Source organism: Faecalibacterium sp. I3-3-33 (assembly GCF_023347295.1).
In the GTDB taxonomy this organism is placed as follows: Bacteria; Bacillota; Clostridia; order Oscillospirales; family Ruminococcaceae; genus Faecalibacterium.
Window position 1 is genome coordinate 270,630 of sequence record NZ_CP094469.1, and the last position, 17,944, is coordinate 288,573.

Annotated in this window: 16 protein-coding genes; 7 read left to right on the top strand and 9 right to left on the bottom strand. The window is 59.8% G+C overall.

Annotated elements, in window-relative coordinates; all coding sequences use genetic code 11:
• Positions 1-90: 90 nt before the first annotated feature.
• From ilvD to MTP39_RS01185, 3 genes are all read right to left on the bottom strand, one after another.
• Positions 91-1,872, bottom strand: coding sequence for a dihydroxy-acid dehydratase (gene ilvD / locus MTP39_RS01175; protein WP_442899430.1), 1,782 nt, complete (start codon positions 1,870-1,872; stop codon positions 91-93).
• Positions 1,873-2,525: 653 nt separating this feature from the next.
• Positions 2,526-3,281 carry a FadR/GntR family transcriptional regulator gene (locus MTP39_RS01180; protein WP_249241137.1) on the bottom strand — a complete coding sequence of 252 codons (756 nt, stop codon included), beginning with the start codon at positions 3,279-3,281 and terminating at the stop codon, positions 2,526-2,528.
• Positions 3,282-3,319: 38 nt separating this feature from the next.
• A complete protein-coding gene (locus MTP39_RS01185; protein WP_249241138.1) occupies positions 3,320-3,922 on the bottom strand; it encodes a GNAT family N-acetyltransferase in 603 nt (200 codons plus the stop codon).
• Positions 3,923-4,316: 394 nt separating this feature from the next.
• On the opposite strand from MTP39_RS01185, the gene prmA reads away from it, so the two are divergent.
• Positions 4,317-5,231: a 50S ribosomal protein L11 methyltransferase gene (prmA, locus tag MTP39_RS01190; RefSeq protein WP_249241139.1), complete on the top strand. Its 915-nt coding sequence runs from the start codon at positions 4,317-4,319 to the stop codon at positions 5,229-5,231.
• A 31-nt stretch (positions 5,232-5,262) separates the two neighbouring features.
• Positions 5,263-6,006 (top strand): RsmE family RNA methyltransferase, encoded by a 744-nt coding sequence (locus MTP39_RS01195; protein WP_249241140.1) that lies wholly within the window; start codon positions 5,263-5,265, stop codon positions 6,004-6,006.
• 82 nt (positions 6,007-6,088) lie between these two features.
• Here MTP39_RS01195 and MTP39_RS01200 read toward each other — a convergent pair whose 3' ends face one another.
• Together MTP39_RS01200 and MTP39_RS01205 are read right to left on the bottom strand one after the other, a co-directional pair.
• Complete coding sequence (locus tag MTP39_RS01200) at positions 6,089-7,720, bottom strand: phosphoenolpyruvate--protein phosphotransferase (protein ID WP_249241141.1); 1,632 nt, start codon at positions 7,718-7,720, stop codon at positions 6,089-6,091.
• Positions 7,707-8,888, bottom strand: coding sequence for a patatin-like phospholipase family protein (locus MTP39_RS01205; protein ID WP_249241142.1), 1,182 nt, complete (start codon positions 8,886-8,888; stop codon positions 7,707-7,709). Before MTP39_RS01205 ends, MTP39_RS01200 begins: the two co-directional genes overlap by 14 nt.
• Before the next feature lie 180 nt (positions 8,889-9,068).
• On the opposite strand from MTP39_RS01205, the gene MTP39_RS01210 reads away from it, so the two are divergent.
• From MTP39_RS01210 to MTP39_RS01220, 3 genes are all read left to right on the top strand, one after another.
• Positions 9,069-9,719 carry an HAD family hydrolase gene (locus MTP39_RS01210; RefSeq protein WP_249241143.1) on the top strand — a complete coding sequence of 217 codons (651 nt, stop codon included), beginning with the start codon at positions 9,069-9,071 and terminating at the stop codon, positions 9,717-9,719.
• Positions 9,720-9,870: 151 nt separating this feature from the next.
• A complete protein-coding gene (locus MTP39_RS01215) occupies positions 9,871-10,914 on the top strand; it encodes a glycosyltransferase family 2 protein (RefSeq protein WP_249241144.1) in 1,044 nt (347 codons plus the stop codon).
• A gap of 20 nt (positions 10,915-10,934) precedes the next feature.
• Complete coding sequence (locus MTP39_RS01220; RefSeq protein WP_249241145.1) at positions 10,935-11,858, top strand: glycosyltransferase family 2 protein; 924 nt, start codon at positions 10,935-10,937, stop codon at positions 11,856-11,858.
• Positions 11,859-11,912: 54 nt separating this feature from the next.
• Here MTP39_RS01220 and MTP39_RS01225 read toward each other — a convergent pair whose 3' ends face one another.
• The 4 genes from MTP39_RS01225 to MTP39_RS01240 form a co-directional block, all read right to left on the bottom strand.
• The gene (locus MTP39_RS01225; protein ID WP_249241146.1) at positions 11,913-12,632 is read right to left on the bottom strand and encodes a LytR/AlgR family response regulator transcription factor; all 720 of its coding nucleotides are present in this window, start codon (positions 12,630-12,632) and stop codon (positions 11,913-11,915) included.
• A 77-nt stretch (positions 12,633-12,709) separates the two neighbouring features.
• Entirely contained in the window at positions 12,710-13,000 is a 291-nt protein-coding gene (locus MTP39_RS01230; RefSeq protein ID WP_249241147.1) for a helix-turn-helix domain-containing protein, read from the bottom strand.
• Positions 12,997-13,356: a type II toxin-antitoxin system RelE/ParE family toxin gene (locus tag MTP39_RS01235; RefSeq protein ID WP_249241148.1), complete on the bottom strand. Its 360-nt coding sequence runs from the start codon at positions 13,354-13,356 to the stop codon at positions 12,997-12,999. Before MTP39_RS01235 ends, MTP39_RS01230 begins: the two co-directional genes overlap by 4 nt.
• Before the next feature lie 182 nt (positions 13,357-13,538).
• On the bottom strand, positions 13,539-15,338 hold the full coding sequence (locus MTP39_RS01240) for an aminopeptidase P family N-terminal domain-containing protein (protein WP_249241149.1): 1,800 nt from the start codon (positions 15,336-15,338) through the stop codon (positions 13,539-13,541).
• A 283-nt stretch (positions 15,339-15,621) separates the two neighbouring features.
• Between MTP39_RS01240 and MTP39_RS01245 the strand changes: the two genes are divergently transcribed.
• Both MTP39_RS01245 and MTP39_RS01250 read left to right on the top strand, forming a co-directional pair.
• Positions 15,622-16,911, top strand: a complete 1,290-nt coding sequence (locus tag MTP39_RS01245; protein ID WP_249241150.1) for a GTP-binding protein — start codon at positions 15,622-15,624, stop codon at positions 16,909-16,911.
• Positions 16,912-16,958: 47 nt separating this feature from the next.
• On the top strand, positions 16,959-17,921 hold the full coding sequence (locus tag MTP39_RS01250) for a TIGR03943 family putative permease subunit (protein WP_005921643.1): 963 nt from the start codon (positions 16,959-16,961) through the stop codon (positions 17,919-17,921).
• Positions 17,922-17,944 lie beyond the last annotated feature (23 nt).

A 17,944-nucleotide genomic window follows, 5' to 3' on the forward strand; every position in this document is an offset into this window, starting at 1 on the left:
CCTCCGTTTCGTGATTTTTGGTTGCACTTATCCAAGCCGTCCGGAAAAACGCACCGGACAGTTTACTTTTTGTTATTTATGTGGAGTGGTTTACTCCATGTATGCGCCCTTCATGGGGCTGACGGCGTGCTGAGAGTAGAGCTTCAGCAGACCCTTGGTGTACTTGGGAGCCTTGGGCTTCCAGTTGGTGCGGCGCTCGGCGAGGATGGCGTCCATTTCTTCGGGGGTCTTGGGCTCGCCCTTCACGCCCACGATGGCCAGCTTGCGGTTATGGACGTCGATCTGAATCAGGTCATCCTGCTCCACCAGTGCGATGGGGCCGCCCACCGCAGCCTCCGGGCTGACATGGCCGATGACCGGGCCGCGGCTTGCGCCGGAGAAGCGTCCGTCCGTGATGAGCGCTACGCTGGAAGCCAGCTTCGGGTCGGCGCAGATGGCCTCGCCGGTGTAGAACATCTCGGGCATACCGCTGCCGCGCGGGCCCTCGTAGCGGATAAAGATGGCGTCACCGGGCTTCACCTCGCCGTGCAGCACAGCGGAGATGCACTCCTCCTCGCTGTCGTAGGGCTTGGCGCGCAGGGTGGCTTCGAACATATTCTTGGGGCAGGCGGTGTGCTTGATGACGCATCCCTCCGGGGCAAGATTGCCCTTCAGGATAGCGATGCTGCCGTCGGTACCCTTGGCGTTGTCAAAGCTGTGGATGATGTCCTCGCGGCTGACCGGGCGGGCAAAACCGGCGGTCTTTTCTGCCAGAATGGCATCGCAGTGCTGGTAGAAGCCGTTCTTCTTCAGCTCCTCCAGATTCTCGCCCAGGGTCTTGCCGGTGACGGTCAGCACGTCCAGATGCAGCATGGACTTGATCTCCTCCATCACGCGGGGCACGCCGCCTGCATAGTAGAAGTACTGTGCGGGCCAGTCGCCGGAGGGGCGGATGTTCAGCAAATAGTGTGCGCCCCGGTGCATCCGGTCAAAGGTGTCGGCGTCGATCTCGATGCCGAACTCGTGGGCGATGGCGGGCAGGTGCATGGTGGCGTTGGTGGAGCCGGAGATGGCGGCGTGCACCATGATGGCGTTCTCAAAGCTCTTCTTTGTCACGATATCCTTGGCGGTGATGCCCTTCTTGACCAGCTCCATCAGCTGCTTGCCGGCATCGTAGGCGGCCTGTTTCAGCTCCGGGGCGGTGGCGGGCATCAGGGCGGTGCCCGGCAGCATCAAGCCCAGTGCTTCGGCCATGATCTGCATGGTGGAGGCAGTGCCCATAAAGGAGCAGGCACCGCAGCTGGGGCAGGCGTTGTGCTTGTAGTAGTCCAGCTGGCTGTTGGGGATGACGCCGGTCTTTTCCCATGCGTCAAACTTGCCGATCTGCTCCAGCGTTAGCAGCTCGTTGATGGCGCAGGCAGGGTCGCTGACCACATATTCTTTCGGCAGGGTGTGGGCTTCCATCACGCCGCCGGTGACCACGATGGCGCTCATCTCCTTCAAGCGGCCGATGCTCATCAGCATGGCGGGCACGGACTTGTCGCAGCTGGCGATGAACACGCCGCCGTCGTAGACGCTGGCGTTGGCCTGTGCTTCCACCAGATTCACGATGGCGTCACGGTGGGGCAGAGAGTAGTTGATGCCGTCATGGCCCTGTGCGATGCCGTCGCACATATCGGTGGCAAAATAGCGGGCAGCCTTGCCGCCGTTATCGTTGACCGCCTGCACGGCCTCCTTGACGAACTGATCCAGATGGGCGCTGCCGGGGTGGCTGTCGCCAAAGGTGCTTTCCACCATGATCTGGGGCTTGGAAAGATCCTCGACCTTCCAGCCCATACCCATCTTCAGCGGGTCGTTCTCGGGTGCTAACGTGCGAACGTTCTGTGAACGCAACTCCATATCCATGCCTCCAAATATTGCTTGCTTTCGTCCTTTTTTTGCGGAACCTTTTGTGATTTAATTGTAAAACCGCAGACGTCTTTTTGCAAGTTGTCACGGGTATGTCCTACTATTTGTGCAAAAACTCTGGGATACATCATGCACACTGCCCAAATCCGGGCGAATTTTGCCCAAAATCAGCCGTAAAAGCGGCTTTTGAGAAAAAAGCAGAGAAAAAGTCATCTGATGACTTTGAGGAGAGCCCCCTCAGTCGCGCCTTGCGGCGCGACAGCTCCCCCAAGGGGACGCCCTCTCAGGCGCTCCCGCGCCAGCTCTCCCGAAGGGAGAGCCAAGCCGTAAAGTTTGGTACTAAAGTATTAGGTACAACGAGGAAGCTTCTGGGCGTGCTCTTGGCTCTCCCTTTGGGAGAGCTGGCAAAGCCGTAGGCTTTGACTGAGAGGGCGCACGCCGTTAGCCCTGTCACTAATGTATCAAAGGTAACGAGAAACTTTCCCGGCATCACCAAAAGCCGTCCCCTTGGGGAAGGTGGCTGCGAACGAAGTGAGCAGACGGAAGGGGTGAACTGCCGCTAGCTTTCCCCATCAAAAGTATTCTTTCCTTTGATCATAACGAAAAAAGCTCCCCCTTTCGGGGGAGCTGGAGAGGATTCAGTCCTCTTTTTTATCCATGATATACGCCGCCATGCCGATGGTGCCGTCATCCGGGTCCTCGCCATCGTAGACCTTTTTGATGTAGCTGCGGTTGAAGTTCAGGTGCATCACCATGGCAGCCTTTGCGCCGAGGGGGTCGTGGTTGGCAATGGCTTCTGTGATCATGCGGTGGGTCATGATGGTCTCATCAATGAGCTTTTTGTGGGTGACGTTCACGAACATCATCACCGCCGTGTCGATGACCGGGATCAGCTGCCCCACCACCAGATTTTTACTGCTCTCGGCAATGCAGGTGTGAAAGGCAATGTCGTCCTCAATGTAACGCTCGCCGCTATGGATCTTGCTCTCCACCCGCTCGCAGAGCCGCCGCAGCCGCTCGATATCCTCCGGGGTGGCGTTCTGCGCCGCCATTTCCGCAATGCCCGGCTCCAGCAGCAGACGGACGTTCACCAGATCAAAGGCCAGTGCGTTCTTGTCCTGCACGCTGCGCAGATTCAGCGGGTCGGAAAGGCCCTTGACCGTGGTCACCACATAGGTGCCGGAGCCTTGCCGTACCTCCACGATGCCCTTGCTGGACAGCAGCTTTACCGCCTCGCGGATGGTGCTGCGCCCCACCCGGAACTTTTCACCCAGCGCAAACTCGTTGGGCAGTTTTGCGCCCGGCTCCAGCGCTTCGTCCAGAATATAATGGTAGATCTGGTCCTCCACCTGCTCGGCCAGCAGCTTGTTTTTCAGATGTGAAAATTCACTCATGGAAGCTTCCTCCGCGCCCTGCGCATTTGATGGTTTTGTTACCCGCACACACTGCCGTCCGGGGCAAAGAACTGAACGTGCTTTTGCCACTGGGTCGGGCTGATGGTGCGGCGGTAGCAGTCGGCCAGCGCCTCCACCACGGCCTCCGGGGCAAGGGGGGTGCAGCCCGGGCAGTCCAGCACCAGAATGCGGAACCATGCGTCAAAAAGATGCTCGGTGTAGTGGGTGTCCCACGCGCCACAGCGGGCGTAAAAGCCCAGCCGCCGCACCGCCATGGCGGCGTCCTCGGCCTTTTCCGGCATCTCGGCCTCGATGAGGATGGCTTCGGCGTCGCCCTCTTGGGCGGGCAGCTGCGCCAGCAGCTGCGCCCCGATGCCGTGGGCGCGGTAGGCGGGCACCACAGCAAAATAATCCAGCTGGCTCACCCGGCAGCCCTCCGGCCGCACCATCAAAAGATAAGCCGCCAGCGTGTCGCCGTCAAACACGCCCCATGTGTGGGCGGTGCCCTCCGCTTCGCTGGTCAGGATCATGCTCAGGGGCTTCAGCTCCCCGGCGGGAAAGTCCCGGCGCATCTCGTTCAGATACACTCTGGTCAGCTCAGGGCCGGTGAGCAGCCGCCATGTGAAGGTTTTGGTACACATACGATAAAGAACCCTTTCCGATGCCGCTTTGCGCAGCATCACGTTTTTTCCAGTATAGCATAACGGATGTTTTGCCGAAAGTCAATCTGTGCACCCTTTCGGGCGGCAGAACGGCCGCCGGTTTTGCTGGGGGGCTTGCATCCTGGCGCAGAATCGGGTACTATACAGGTAACAGAATTTTTCCCTCCGGCGCTGCCGGAAGGGCTAAGGTGTATCTGAAAACAAAGAAAACGACGAATATTTCGCAAGCACAAGCGGGATTTAAGGCAAATAGCCGCAGGAATCCTTTGTGGATTTCAAGGCTGTTTAACGCAAAATCCGGCTGTGCTTGTAGAAATAGACTAGATTTTCGACTTTTCAGATGCACCCCAGGATAAAAAAGGAGACTTGTACTATGGAATGGACCGATATCCGCCTGACCGTGGCCAAGGCTGATGCCGAAAACGCCGAAGCCGTTGCCACCCTGATCGCCGAGGGCGGCATCTACATCGAGGATTACAGCGACATCGAGCAGCAGGTTGCTGAGATCGCTCATGTGGACCTGATCGAGCAGGAGCTGCTGGACAAGCCCCGGGATACCGTGATCATCCACCTGTATCTGGAGCCGGGCGCTTCTCAGGTGGAAACGCTGGCGCTCATCGCCGCCCGCATGGAGGCCGCCGGCATCCCCTACACCGTGGAGACTGAGGGTGTGGAGCAGGAGGACTGGCAGAACGGCTGGCGCAAATACTACCACCCCATGGAGATCGGCAGCCGTCTGGCTGTGGTGCCCTCGTGGCAGCAGTACGACACCGACCGGGTCAAGCTGATCCTTGACCCCGGCCTTGCCTTCGGCACCGGCGGTCACGAGACCACCAGCCTTTGCCTTGAAGCGCTGGACGAGCAGGTGCGCGGCGGCGAGCGGGTGTTGGATATCGGCACCGGCAGCGGCATCCTTGCCATTGCCGCCCTCAAGCTGGGCACTGCCAGCGCCGAGGGTGTGGACATCGACCCCGTGGCGGTGCGTACCGCCGGGGAGAACGCCGCCCTGAACGGCGTGCAGGATAAGCTCACCGTGCTGGTGGGCGACCTGTCCGACAAGGCCAGCGGCACCTATGATATCATCACCGCCAACATCGTGGCAAACGCTATCCTCAGCCTTGCCCCCGCCGTACCCGGCCTGATGGCCGAGGGTGCAACCTTTATTGCCAGCGGCATCATCGACAGCCGCAAGGACGAGGTGATCGCTGGGCTGGAAAAAGCCGGTCTGTTCGTCGTGGAAGTCAAGGAAAAGCGCGGCTGGGAGTGCATCATCTGCAAAAAGGCCTGAGATTCAAATATTATAAGAAGGAGCGCACAGTATGCCGCACCGCTACTTTACCACTGAAATTGCCGACGGTACCGCCACCCTGCGGGGTGCGGACGCCCATCACCTTGCCCGGGTGATGCGGGCAAAGCCGGGAGATACCGTCATCCTCTGCGACGGCAACGCCGTGGAGTACACCGCCACCATTACCGGCTTTGGGGAGGACAGGGTAGACTTTGCCGTAGAACCGGGCTATCCCAGCGCCGCCGAGCCCACCGTGGAGGTGACGCTGCTGGCGGGCTACCCCAAGCAGGACAAGCTGGAACAGATCATCAAGCACGGGGTCGAGCTGGGCGCGGCCCACATCGTGCCCTTCTTCAGCCGCTACTGCGTGGCCGCACCCAAAAAGGAGGAGCAGAAGAACGAGCGCTACAACCGCATTGCGCTGGAAGCCGCCAAGCAGTGCGGCCGGGGCGTTCTGCCGGACGTAGCCCTGCCGCTGCCGAACTTTGGGGCGGTGTGCCGCAGCTTTGACCAGTACGATCTGGTGCTGTTCTGCTACGAGTGCGGCGGCGCACCCCTGCGTCAGCTGCTGGCGGAGGCAAAGCCCGCCGACGGGCAGAAGCTGCGCCTTGCCATCGTGACCGGCGCCGAGGGCGGCTTTGCCGCCGAGGAGGCCGGAATGGCCGCCAAGGCCGGGGCGAAAACGGTAGGTCTTGGCCCCCGCATCCTCCGGTGCGAGACCGCCCCGCTGGCGGTGCTCTCCGCCGTCATGACCCTGACGGGGAATCTGGAGTAATAAACATTGAAAGGCTGCTGCACAGGGGGTTGTGCAGCAGCCTTTTATTACTTTATGTTATATTACGTTTTGTAAAGCATTTTCAGGCATTTTTCCCTGCATCCGGGTGGGCATCGGTGTCCAGCAGAGCTCGCTTTACCTTGAGCAGATTCTGCGGGCTTACCGAGAAGCTGCGCAGACCAAGGTGCAGGTACTGCGCCGTGTTGGCGGGGTTGCCCACGGCAAGGCCGCAGATGGTCACCGGGACGTGGTGCGCGCTGGCGACATCCATCACCATGGTGATCAGCTTTTTCATGGCCGGGCTGGCGGGGCGGTAGTAGTGCTCCGCGCTGGCAAGCTCGCGGTCGGCGGCGTGGGTGTACTGGGTCAGGTCGTTGGTGCCGATGACCAGAAAATCGCAGCCGTGGGCTACAAAGTCCTCCACGGTCAGGCAGGCGGCGGGGATGCTCAGCATCACGCCGAACGGGGTATTTTCGTTAAAGGGCACGCCCCGCTCCCGCAGGCTCTGGCGGCAGTGCTCCACAAGGTTCATGGCGGCGTCCCAGTCCTCTACATCGGTCACCATGGGGAACATCACCCGCAGCGGCCCCCGGGCGGCTGCGCGCAGCAGGGCGCAGATCTGGGTCTGGAACTGCTGGGGCTGGCGCAGGCTGTTGCGGATGCCGCGCAGGCCGAGCTTGGAGGACTGCGGGCCCTGATTGGCATCGGCCACGGTGCGGTCGGAGCCAAAGTCGAAGGTGCGCACGGTCACCGGGCAGCCGTTTGCGGCTGCCAGACAGGAGCAATAGAAGAAATACTGCTCCTGCTCGTCCAGAATGCGCCCGGGCAGCATCATGTAGCCGCTGCGCAGCAGCCCAACGCCCTTTGCACCGGACTGCATGGCGGTGTCGATATCCTCCGGGCCGAAGCAGTTGGCCAGCAGTTCAAAGGGTACGCCGTCCCGCGTTTCGTCCGGCAGGCTGTGCAGCTGCTTCATCTCCGCGTCCTCGCGCTGGAGCTGGCAGATGCTGGCTTCTGCCTGCTGGCGGGCTGTGGCGTCCGGGTCAAGGATGCAGTTGCCGTTGGTTGCGTCCAGAATGACGGTGCGTCCGTCGCAGTCGTCCAGAAAATCCTTGCCCACCTGCACGATGCCCGGGATGTTCATTGCCCGGGCAATGATGGCGGCATGGCTCTGGCCGCTGCCCTCGGCGGTGATGACGCCCAAGATCATGCCGGAGGGCACGCTGAACAGGTCGGTGGGCATCAGCCGGTCGGCGGCAAGGATCACCGGATGATCCAGTGCCAGCCACACCCGGGGGCGGTTGGTCAGGATGTTGATCACCCGGCGGGTGGCGTCCAGAATATCCACGCTGCGCAGCTGCATATAGGGGTTGTCCTTCATATTGGCCAGCTGGTCGGCGTAGCGCTGCCCCACCTGATGCATCGCCGCCGAAGCGCTGATGCCCGCATTGATGCAAAAGCGCACCTCGTTCATCATGCCCTCGTCGTCCAGCATCATGCTCTGGAACAAAAAGATGGCCTGCTCGGTGGGGGCGGCGCGCTCCGCCATGGAGTCCAGCTCGTTCTGCGCCGTGTGCACGGCGTTTGCCAGCAGCCGCAGCTCCCGCTCCGGGTTGAAAGGGCCGTGGCTGAAGGTCTCCACATGATGTTCCAGTCGGCTCACCTGTCCCAGCACCAGCCCGGGGGAAGCGGATACGCCTTTATAAACCTTCATCTTTTGTCACCTCCGGCAAAGCCGATGCGGTCAAAGTGCGCCACACCAGCGCCTGTAAGAATGTATTGGGCAGCAAAGCGGCCAGCGCCGCCTGTCCGGCGGTGCTGCTGCCCGTAAACAGCGGAGCAAAGCTTTCCATACGCTCTTTGTCGCACGCCGCCAGAAACGCCTCGGCCAGCGTCCGGGTGGTATAAAAGTGGGTGGGGTCTACCCCGGCGTCCTCGGCGGCGGCTTCCAGCGGGGCAAGCTGGGCGTCCTTCATCCGTGCCAGCAGTAAAGCGGCATCGGCGGTAAGGGTGACAGGGTACTTCTCCCGTACCTCCTTCTGCACGGCGTCAAAGGCTGCGCGGAAGGCTTCGGCATCGGCGCTGCTGTCCGTGCCGCTGTCCACCGCGTAGGCACAGCCCCGGATACGTCCAAAGGCGCGCAGGGTGTCGTAATAGCCCAGCTCCATGTTGCGCTTGGCGGTGTCGGGGTCGAAGTGGAGGATATCGCCCAACTCCCAGTAGCTACGGATCATGGTGGTGGGCAGGCCGGTCAGGTTGGGGCGGGTAATGCCCACGCCCTCCAGATCTACACAGACCAGCTCCTCTGCGCCCATGGTCTTGGCAAGGCCGGTGGGCATATTATCGCTGTACCCGCCGTCCAGAAACTTGACCCCGTCGATCTGCCGCGCCCGCAATGCGGGGAAGCAAGCCGCCGAAGCCATCAGGTAGTCCCGCACCTGCCCGGCGGGGATATCCTCCAACGTCAGCTCCCGGGGACGCAGTCCGCGCTGCTCCACCGTCACGATACCGAACCGGATGGGCGCTGCCCGCAGCGCGTCCTCGTCCAGCACCCGCTCCACGATCTCCTCCAGCGGGGTCACGTCCATGCCGCCTTCCTTTACCACCCGGCGCAGAAACTGATGCAGTGCGGAAAAGTCGGCGTTTTCCTCCGGCAGCTCCATCACATCCCGGCTGCGGATGGTCAGCCACATATCCCGGGCAGTCTCGTACAGGTCCAGCACGAACATGGCACCGTTCAGCCCGCCCACGCTTGTACCGGTAATGATCTGCGGGTGCCAGTCCAGCTCCATCAAAGCCCGCCAGACGCCCACCTGATAGCTGCCGCGCGCACCGCCGCCTGCCAGCACCAGCGCCTTTTGCGTGGGTTCTCTGCGTTCCATATCAAGCCCTCCCGTGCACGTTCCCGGTATTTTCCAAGATTGTTATAATTATACCATACTTTTAAGGAAAATTCTCCCGAATTTTCGGAGATCATGCCTTTTTCCTGTGAAAGTTTCGTGCTATACTAGCCGGAGATAAGTATAGATGCAGCCCGGAGGGGCGCACAACAGGAGGAAAGTATGCACTGCAAACAATGGATCTTTGATATGGACGGCACCCTGACCGACAGCATGGTGGTGGTGTGGGAGGGTGCCCCGGAGGCACTGCTGGCGCGCTTTGGCCGCACCCCGAAGGCAGACCTGCACGAGACCCTGCTGACCATGGGCATGGAGGACGGCGCACAGTACCTCATCCGGGAATATGCGCTGCCGCTGGACAGAAACGGCTATCTGGACGTGATGCGCGAGGTGATCGCCCAGTTGTACGAGAAGGTGGAGCTGAAGCCCGGTGTGCGGGACACCCTTGCCCGGCTGCGGGCCGAGGGCGCGCGGATGTGCGTGTGCTCCAACACATGGAGCAGCCAGTGCCGCACCGTGCTGACCCGCCTTGGGGTGGATGAATACTTTGATTTTTACATCGAGGCGCGGGGCACCATGAGCAAAAGCAGTCCCGCCCCCTTTATGGAGGCGCTGCACCGCCTTGGCGGCACAGACCCCGCCGGGTGCGCTGTGTGCGAGGATGCCCTTTACGCCGCCCAGACCGCCCACGATGCCGGCTTCTATCTGGTGGGCATTCAGGACACCACCAGCGCCGCAGATGCTCCCGCCCTGCGCCGGGTATGCGATCAGTTCTTGCCGGACTGGAACGCGCTGGACTGGGCGCAAGTATAAACTATCTGCGCCCGGATGGATAAAACGCCCATCCTCTTGCATTTTGCGTGCCACAGGAGTATGATAATATAAATAATTACGTCTTTTTTACAAAGATGTGCTTTGGTGAAGCGAAAAAACCAAACCTTATCGTCAAAAGGAGATCCCTGTCATGACAAACCCGCTCGTCAGCATTATCGTGCCTGTGTATAATGCGCAGAATAGTGTTGCCCGCTGTCTGGAAAGTATTTGCGGCCAGACCTATCAGGAGCTGGAGATCATCGTGCTGAACGATGGCTCTACGGATGACAGCCTTACGATCTGCAATCAGTTTTGTGCAAAAGACCCCCGTGTGACGGTGGTGGACAAGGAAAACGAGGGCCTTTCCATCACCCGCAATGTGGGAATGCGGCTGGCACAGGGCAAATATTTGCAGTTCGTGGACAGCGATGACCACCTTGCCCCGGATTTCACCCAGCGTATGGTGACTGCCGCCGAGCAGTATGATGCCACATTGGTCATCTCGCCCTACTGGATGGAGATCCCCCGGGATACCCAGAAGGAGCAGCAGCGGGAAAAGGCCAAGGCAAGCAACCCGGAGGACATCGCCAAAAAGAAGCTGCGCCGGAAAAAGCCGGAGGTGGAGTACCGGGAGTATGGTTTTCTGCCCGCCGGTGTCTACGACCAGAAAAGCTACGCGCTGCACCTGATGGAAAAGCCCGTGACCTTTTTCTATAATGTGGTGTGGAACAAGCTCTACCGCCGGGACGTATTGAACGCCCACGGGCTGGAGTTTACCAACGAGCTGATCCACGCCGAGGATCAGCAGTTCAATATCCTGTATCTGGAGTTTGTGGAGCGGGTGGTCTCGCTGGAAGAGCCGGGCTATTACTATGTCCAGAACCCCCAGAGCATCTGCCACACCCAGATCAATCTTTCTACCATCATGCAGAACCGTCTGCAAATGATAGATTACTATAAGGATCTCTACACGAAACTCGGCCTTTACGAGGAGGTGCAGACCCAGCTGCACGCCTCGCTGCTGGGGCTGGCGGAAAGCGTAAGCCCCACCCTCAGCATCCAGAAAGCATTGAGCGACGCGGCAGAGTACTGGTATGCCTTTTTTGCCGGCAGCGACGAGGAAGCGGAGCTTGCCGCCGAGCGCAGCGGACGAAAAGCTGCCGCCAAGAAAAAGCAGAAGCTCGGAACGGAGTAAGCCTGTGAAGGAGGAACCCCATGAACACCCCGCTCGTCAGCGTGATCGTGCCCGTTTACAACGTGGAAAAGACCCTTGCCCGCTGTCTGGAAAGCATCTGCGGCCAGAGCTACCAGAACCTTGAGATCATCGTGGTGAACGATGGCTCCCCGGACGGCAGCCTTGCCATCTGTGAGCAGTTCCGGGCAAAAGACCCCCGCGTGGTGGTCATCAGCAAGGAGAACGAGGGGATCCCCCTCACCCGCAATGCCGGAATGCGCGCTGCCCACGGCAAGTATTTGCAGTTCGTGGACAGCGATGATTATATTGAACCCACCTTTACCGCCCGCATGGTGGAAGCTGCCGAGAAGAACTATGCCGATCTGGTCATTGCACCCTATTGGATGGTGATCCCACCGGATTCCAGCAAAAGCGGCCAGCGCACCGAAAAGCTGCTGATGCAGCTGGGCGTACAGACCGACACCGCCGAGCCGGAGGTGAACGTTTACAGCTTTCTGCCCGCCGGGAACTATGGCCAGAAAGAGTTTGTGCAGGAATACATGAAAAAGCCCTCCTCCTTCTATTTCAACGTGCTGTGGAACAAGCTGTACCGCCGCAGCCTTTTGATGAACGCGGGGCTCTGGTTCACCCGCGAGATCTACAACGAGGATCAGCTGTTCAACGTGCGGTATTTCCGGCTGGCAAAGGCCTATACCGCCCTTGCCGACCCGGGTTATTACTACATCCAGAACCCCCAAAGCCTGCTGCACACCAATGTGGATCTTGGCAAGATCGTGAACAGCCGCTTGCAGATGTTCCCCCATTACAAGCAGATGCTGACCGAACTGGGGATCGCCCGTGGCAATCAGCTGCGGCTGTACCACACCCTCATTGCCCAGTCGGAGCGTTTCACGCCCGCAGGCCCTGTCCAGACCCTGCTGAAACGCAAAAACCAGCCCAAGTGATAATTTTCCGTAAAACAAAAGCCGCTGCACGAATGTGCAGCGGCTTTTTACTTTTTACCCCAATCGGGCGCAGAAAGCCTCCCGGACGGCGGTCTCCCGCCCGCGGGGGATGGGGATGCGTGCCCCGCTGCGCATCCGTACCTCGCCGGGTGTCAGCAGCTGCACTGCTTCCAGATTGACCACATAGGAGCGGTGCGGCTGCACAAAGCGTCCGTCCGCCAATAGCGGCTGTGCCACGGCGGAAAAAGGCACCCGCAGCGAGAGGGAGGCCACATCCTCCCCGGTGGTCAGGTGGAAGTGCACGATATGATGGGTGCATTCCAGATATTCGATCTCTGCATAGGCCAGCGCCCGCACGCCGTCGGCGGTGGTCACGGTAAGGGTAGGGCCGTATTCCGGCTCCACCGCTCGCTTGAGCAGGGCAGAGACTTCCGTCTGGTGCACCGGCTGCAGCAGGTACTGCATGGCATCCACCCGATAGGCGCTGTATGCGTGGGCCGGGGTGCGCGCCACAAAGGCCAGCGGCGCGCGGCGGCCCCGGCGGCGCAGCTCTGCCGCCGCCGCAAGGCCTTCGGGCCGGGCCACCGCCGCGAGTTCAATGAGGTACAACTCATACCGCAGCCCGGCGGCATCCTGCTGCAAAAGCGCCTCCGGGCTTTGCAGCTGCTCCACGATGCAGGCGTCCTCCCGCCGGGCGAAGAACTCCATGCACTGGTGTTCCAGCCTGCTGCGCAGCGCCCCGTCCGGGCTGCAGATCGCAATGTGAAAGATCATGGCTTGGTTTCCTTTGCAGGGTAGACGAGCTACCGCAATTTTCAAAAAATGCTGTCAAAACGGAACGTGTCCGCAGCTCAGTGGGTGCCTGTGGCAGGCTTGAACTCAACCTGAAGGATCATTCCCATGCCTGCCGCCAGACGCTGCAAGGTCTTGATGGAAGGATTGCCGCCGCCTGTTTCGAATTTGCTGATGTCGGATTGAGAGATGCCGGTTTTTTCTGCCAGCTGCTGCTGCGTCAGGCCGGTGCGCTTGCGTGCATCGATCATGGCCTGAACCAGTGCGCGTTCCGGCTGCAAAGCATCCCATTCAGCCTTGAGCTCCGGGTCCTCAAGCTGTTCATCAAGGAATTTTCTAAAGTCACTCATGAGAGATTCTCCTTTCGCTCTATGTATTCCGCGCGGTATTTTTTCGCGGCCGCTATCTCAGCGCGGGGTGTTTTCTGGGTTTTCTTTGTGAATCCGTTTGTAAGGACGATCTTCTTTCCTACAAAAAAGAAGTACAGCACGCGTGTGATGTCCGACCCCTGCTTCGCCCGGAGCTCAAAGATCCCGTCCTCAAGATGCTTTGAATAGGGCTCTCTGAGCTGGGGACCGTTTTCTTCCAGCAGGTCGAGTTCTACCAAAAGCTTTGCCCGCATCTTCTTGTCAAGGGAGAGCAAAAACTCTTTTACCGGACAATCGCCATTTTCCTTTATGAAGAAGTCAACATCGTATTCCCGCATTTTTACATCCTCACATCGAAGCTTTCTATCTATATTTTATCGGATAAAACCGATAATGTCAAGGAGCGTCCTGCCGTAAAGAGATATTTTACAAAAAACGGCCTGAACCCTGTACCATACAGGCTCCAGACCGTTTGGTTTTTATAATAGTTTACGCCTTAACGTACAAGCGCAGCTACTTTTCAGCACCCGATGGCGGCGCACTTCTCAGCCAGCCATGCGCGCTCGTCCTCGGTCAGGCGGGGTGCCAGCTGCTCGAACACCTTGCGGTGATAGTCATTCAGCCAGGCGACCTGCTCCTTGTCCAGCACGCCGGGCACGATGGGAGAGGTGGCAATGGGCACAAAGGTGATGGGACGGAAGGCAAGGAAGGTGCCGTACTGGTTGTCGGCCTTATGGTAGCACTCGATCTCGTTCTCGATGCGGATGCCCACCTCTCCGGCCTCGTACACGCCGGGCTCGTCGGTGACGATCATGCCCGGGCGCATCAGGGTGGTGTTGCGGCCGTTCAGAGCGTGGGGGCCCTCATGGACGTTGCCCACAAAGCTGACGCTGTGGCCGGTGCCGCAGCGGTAGTTGATGAGGTGACGCCACAGCGGCTCGCGGGCGATGGTGTCCAGCATGTGGCAGTCGCAGTAATCCAGCCAGACCGCCTTGGCAATGTCGATGTGGCACTGCAAGGTCCAGGTGTAGAACAGCCGCTCGTCCTCGGTCAGCTCGCCCAGCGGGTAGGTGCGGGTGATGTCGGTGGTGCCGTCCATGTAGGTAGCACCGCTGTCCACCAGCAAAAAGCCCTTGCGCTGCAAGGTGGCGTGATCCTCCGGGGTGGCGTGGTAGTGCATCATGGCTGCGTTGCCGCCGTAGGCTGCAATGGTGCCAAAGCTTTCCACAAGGAACTTCTCGTCCGCGCTGCGGTACTTGTGCAGGATCTCGTCCACGGTCAGCTCGGTCAGCTGTTCGCCGGAAGCCAGACGGTTCTCCAGTTCGATCTGGAACCGCACCATGGCAACGGCGTCCCGCAGATGGGTCTCGCGCAGGTGTGCCAGCTCCACCTCGTTCTTTACGCCCTTCATGGCCAGCAACGGGTCGGCGGCGTCCTTCACGGTCAGGGCGGGGTTGTTTTCCAGCACCTGATACACGGCGTAGTTCACGGTAGCGCTCTCCGCCAGCACGGTCTGGGGCTCGGTCTCGGCAGCCATCACGTCCAGAATGCTGTCGTAGTCGGCCAGCGTCACGCCGTTGGCTTCCAGCTCTGCCTTGGCCTCCGGGGTGACCCGTGCCTGATTGATGAACAGCACGGCGCGGCTCGGGGTAACGTAGCAGTAGGCCATGGCATAGGGGGTGCACTCGATATCCATGGCGCGCAGGTTCAAAAGCCAAGCCAGATTATCCAGCTTGCCCACCAGCTGGGCGGTGCAGCCCAGCTCCTTCAGCTTGCCGCGCAGCTGCTCCAGCTTTTCTGCCGGGGAGAAGCCAGCGTACTCCTTGGGCAGGATCCATGCCGGGGTAGCCGGGCGGGCAGGGCGGCCCTCCACCCACAGCTCGTCCTCCAAGAACAGGGTCTTGATGCTGCCGTGCTTTGCTTCCAGCGCCTTTTTCAGGTTGTTGACCAGTGCACAGTTGGCGGTCAGGCCGCACAGACCCAGCGTGCCGCCCTCGGGCAGCACCTTGCCGCAGTATTCCTCGGCGGTGGGCACGCCCGGCTCGCCCATGCGCATCAGCTGGATCTCGGTACCGGCGATCTCTTTCTCTGCCTGCACAAAGTACCGGCCGTCTGCCCAGACGGCGCTCTCGGTCATGGTGACCACAAAGTTGGAGTTCTCACCGTGGAAGCCGGAGAAGTAGGTCAGGGAGGTGTAGTGGTCGGGCAGATACTCGCTGGAATGCGGGTCGCCCACCGGGATCAGATAGACGTCCACGCCGTTTGCCTGCATAGCGGCACGCAGCGCGGCCAGACGCTTGGGAACCGTGTTCATACTCATAACAAAAGCCCTCTTTCTGTTGTTTGCCGGAAAAACGTCCGGCGGCGATGGTTTGCTGCTGCTATTGTATCATTCTGCGGGGAAGAATGCAATGCGGGGGCAAAACTCCCCCCAAAACGCCGTCAATTTGCAAAAAAAGTTACAAATTTTTCTTGAAAAAGGCCGGTTTCCCATTGACAGCCTTGTTATAATAGAAATGTAGTATTTTTATGGGTCAGCACTCTGCGGCCCTTTGCGCTAACAATTGCGAATATTGCGATAAAAAGAAAGAGGCATTTGGAACATGACTAAAATCGATATCTTCTCCGGCTTCCTTGGCGCCGGTAAAACGACCCTGATCAAAAAGCTGATCACCGAGGCCTTTGCGGGCCAGCAGGTGGTGCTGATCGAGAACGAGTTCGGCGAGATCGGCATTGACGGCGGCTTTCTGAAGGAAAGCGGCATTCAGATCAACGAGCTGAACGCAGGCTGCATCTGCTGCTCTCTGGTGGGCGATTTCCGCACCGCTCTGCAGCAGGTGGTGGAGCAGTACCACCCCGACCGCATCGTCATCGAGCCGTCCGGCGTGGGCAAGCTGAGCGATGTGACCCGCGCCGTGGAGGGCGTGGCCGAGCATCTGGACGTGCAGCTGAACAGCTTTGTCACTGTGGCCGATGTGAACAAGGTCAAGATGTATATGAAGAACTTCGGCGAGTTCTACGATGACCAGATCAGCCACGCAAGCTGCATCCTGCTCAGCCGCACCCAGACCGCCAGCGAGGAAAAGATCGCCGCTGCCGTGGCAATGCTGCGCGAAAAGAACCCCACCGCTACCATCGTGACCACCGCATGGGATCACCTGACCGGTGAGCAGATCCTGAAGGCCATGTCCACCAAGGATGACTTCAAGGCTGAGCTGATCGCCATGGCTGCCAAGGCAAACGAAGAGCACGCCCACGAGGACGAGGACGAGGAGCACGAGCATCACCATCATCACTACGATGAGAACGGTGTGTGCAGCTGCGGCCATCATCACGACCATGACGATGATGACGACGATGATGATGAGCACGAGCATCATCACCACGACCACGACGAGCATGACCACGATGACCATTGCTGCTGCGGCCACCACCACGATCATGATGAAGATGATGACGAGCACGAGCATGAGCATCATCACCATGACCATGACGAGCATGACCACGACCATGACGACCACTGCGGCTGCGGTCATGACCATGACCACGAGGAGCACGAGCATCACCACGACCATGACGGTCATTGCTGCTGCGGTCATCATCATCACGACCACCACGCCGATGAAGTGTTCACCAGCTGGGGCGTGGAGACGGCCCGCAAGTTCACCAAGGCTGAGGTGGAGCACGCCCTCACCGAGCTGGATACCGGCAATTACGGCATGATCCTGCGCAGCAAGGGCATCGTGGACGGCGGCGCAGACGGCTGGCTGGAGTTCGACTATGTGCCCGGCGAGTGGGAAGTGCGCAGCCGCAGCGCAGACGTGGGCGGCAAGCTGGTGGTCATCGGCTCCAAGCTGAACGAGACCGCCATCGCCCAGCTGTTCGGCTGCTGAGAACCCCTTCCGGCAGAAATCATTGAGAGAAGGAGCAACCATTTATTATGGCAAAAGAGATCCCGGTCTACCTGTTTGTGGGCTTTCTGGAAAGCGGCAAGACCAAGTTTATTCAGGAGACCTTTGAAGACCCCAATTTCGACTCCGGCGACAAGACCCTGCTGCTGATCTGCGAGGAGGGCGAAGAGGAGTATAACGAGAAGAAGTTCGCCTTCCCCGGCGTGACCGTGAAGGTGCTGGAGGATAAGTCCGAGCTGAACCCCCAGAACCTTGCAAAGCTGGGTAAGGAAGCAGACGCAGGCCGCGTGGTCATCGAGTACAACGGAATGTGGCTGCTGCAGGATTTAGCGGATGCCCTGCCCGAGAACTGGCTGGTGTACCAGTGCATTGCCACTGCCGACGGCACCACCGCCCTGACCTACGCCCGCGACAACTCCATGCGCAGCCTGATGCTGGACAAGATCGCCCGCAGCGAGCTGATCGTGTTCAACCGCGCCGAAGCCGTGAACAACGATGACGCCCGGCAGGAACTGCACAAGCTGGTGCGGCAGGCTTCCCGCAAGTGCGATATCGCCTACGAGTTCAAGGACGGCAGTGTAGCCTACGACGATATCCCCGACCCGCTGCCCTTTGATATCAACGCCGACCCCATCGACATCCCGGATGACGATTTCGGCATCTGGTACATGGACTGTCAGGACGAGCCCCAGAAGTACACCGGCAAGACAGTGCGTTTTCTGGCACAGGTCTGCCAGACCAACCGCGCCGGTAAAAACAGCTTTGTGCCCGGCCGCTTTGCCATGACCTGCTGCGTGCAGGATATCCAGTTTGTGGGCTTCCCCTGCAGCTACGATGGCTACAAGGCGCTGGAGCAGCGCGCATGGGTGCGGGTGACCGCCAAGGTGGGCTATAAGTTCCACAACATCTACCGGGGCAAGGGCCCGGTGCTGACCGCTGTGTCGGTAGAGCCCGCCGAAAAGCCCTTAGAAGAGGTCGTAACGTTCTCTTAACGTTTATTTATCACAAGGAGGTT

Bases quoted from the DNA above. Each gene is read 5' to 3' on its own strand.
- MTP39_RS01180 (WP_249241137.1), bottom strand. From the start codon at position 3,281: ATGAGTGAATTTTCACATCTGAAAAACAAGCTGCTGGCCGAGCAGGTG.
- MTP39_RS01185 (WP_249241138.1), bottom strand. From the start codon at position 3,922: ATGTGTACCAAAACCTTCACATGGCGGCTGCTCACCGGCCCTGAGCTG.
- prmA (WP_249241139.1), top strand. From the start codon at position 4,317: ATGGAATGGACCGATATCCGCCTGACCGTGGCCAAGGCTGATGCCGAA.
- MTP39_RS01195 (WP_249241140.1), top strand. From the start codon at position 5,263: ATGCCGCACCGCTACTTTACCACTGAAATTGCCGACGGTACCGCCACC.
- MTP39_RS01200 (WP_249241141.1), bottom strand. From the start codon at position 7,720: ATGAAGGTTTATAAAGGCGTATCCGCTTCCCCCGGGCTGGTGCTGGGA.
- MTP39_RS01205 (WP_249241142.1), bottom strand. From the start codon at position 8,888: ATGGAACGCAGAGAACCCACGCAAAAGGCGCTGGTGCTGGCAGGCGGC.
- MTP39_RS01210 (WP_249241143.1), top strand. From the start codon at position 9,069: ATGCACTGCAAACAATGGATCTTTGATATGGACGGCACCCTGACCGAC.
- MTP39_RS01215 (WP_249241144.1), top strand. From the start codon at position 9,871: ATGACAAACCCGCTCGTCAGCATTATCGTGCCTGTGTATAATGCGCAG.
- MTP39_RS01220 (WP_249241145.1), top strand. From the start codon at position 10,935: ATGAACACCCCGCTCGTCAGCGTGATCGTGCCCGTTTACAACGTGGAA.
- MTP39_RS01225 (WP_249241146.1), bottom strand. From the start codon at position 12,632: ATGATCTTTCACATTGCGATCTGCAGCCCGGACGGGGCGCTGCGCAGC.
- MTP39_RS01230 (WP_249241147.1), bottom strand. From the start codon at position 13,000: ATGAGTGACTTTAGAAAATTCCTTGATGAACAGCTTGAGGACCCGGAG.
- MTP39_RS01235 (WP_249241148.1), bottom strand. From the start codon at position 13,356: ATGCGGGAATACGATGTTGACTTCTTCATAAAGGAAAATGGCGATTGT.
- MTP39_RS01240 (WP_249241149.1), bottom strand. From the start codon at position 15,338: ATGAGTATGAACACGGTTCCCAAGCGTCTGGCCGCGCTGCGTGCCGCT.
- MTP39_RS01245 (WP_249241150.1), top strand. From the start codon at position 15,622: ATGACTAAAATCGATATCTTCTCCGGCTTCCTTGGCGCCGGTAAAACG.
- MTP39_RS01250 (WP_005921643.1), top strand. From the start codon at position 16,959: ATGGCAAAAGAGATCCCGGTCTACCTGTTTGTGGGCTTTCTGGAAAGC.